The organism is Aeromonas sp. L_1B5_3, assembly GCF_963866575.1.
Taxonomy (GTDB): Bacteria; Pseudomonadota; Gammaproteobacteria; order Enterobacterales; family Aeromonadaceae; genus Aeromonas; species Aeromonas jandaei.
Genome location: NZ_CAWMDN010000151.1, coordinates 1 through 746 on the forward strand (window position 1 = coordinate 1; position 746 = coordinate 746).

Genomic DNA, 746 nt, shown 5'->3' on the forward strand with positions numbered 1-746 from the left:
GCCCAAGGGCGGTAGCAGGCCAGCGGGGAGAGGGGTGGGCAAAGCGCCGGGGCGAACTGATACCATACCGCTATGGTATCGGAAGACCGGCAGACTGTCAAGCAAAATTTAATACGACAGTGAAAACTTATTTAAGGGCGACAGTCGGATTAAAACAGAAGCCGACAATAAACGCTTGACAACGTGCGACAGTCAGACTAAAATATAATCACACAGTCAAACGGAGAAACAGCCATGCAGTTCAAGCGCCAAGGTCGCCGGGTTCAGGTGCTCGCCTACCGGGGGTATGACAAGGAAAAGCGCCGCGCCATCGTCAAGATGATGGGGTCTATTGACGTACATTCTTATGAGCCGTCAGACGGACTAATTGAGAATCTGACAGACGAAGAAAAAACAGAACTCCAGTCGTACGTTGAAACGGAACGACAGGCAGCAGAAAAGCGAAGCCGACAGTATTCCGCAAAGTCTGCCGCCAGTCGTATTAGTAAAGTTGCCGACACTATCAAGGCCGGGGATTTTGAGCCGTCCGAGGCGTGGGCGGCGGATACCTGGGCGGCAATCGAGGCGCTGACCAAGGCCATGCGCAAGGCGGGCTACCCGAAGCCCCGCAAAGCGCCCCAGAAGGCCGCAGACGCGCCGATGCCGGGTCAGGCAGGGTTGCCCTTGGGCGACACGCCAGAAGCGCCAGAAAACGCCTCCTGAGGGGTTTGGGCCGGTTCCCGGCCTCCACCCCTCTCCCCGCTGGC

Annotated in this window: 1 protein-coding gene; it reads left to right on the forward strand. The window is 57.4% G+C overall.

What is annotated here, in order from left to right; all coding sequences use genetic code 11:
- Positions 1 to 234: 234 nt before the first annotated feature.
- Positions 235 to 702 carry a hypothetical protein gene (locus AACR93_RS19855; RefSeq protein ID WP_043851752.1) on the forward strand — a complete coding sequence of 156 codons (468 nt, stop codon included), beginning with the start codon at positions 235 to 237 and terminating at the stop codon, positions 700 to 702.
- Positions 703 to 746: the final 44 nt, after the last annotated feature.

What these genes read in the sequence shown, in the direction of transcription:
- AACR93_RS19855 (WP_043851752.1), top strand. Translation starts at nt 235, where the DNA reads ATGCAGTTCAAGCGCCAAGGTCGCCGGGTTCAGGTGCTCGCCTACCGG.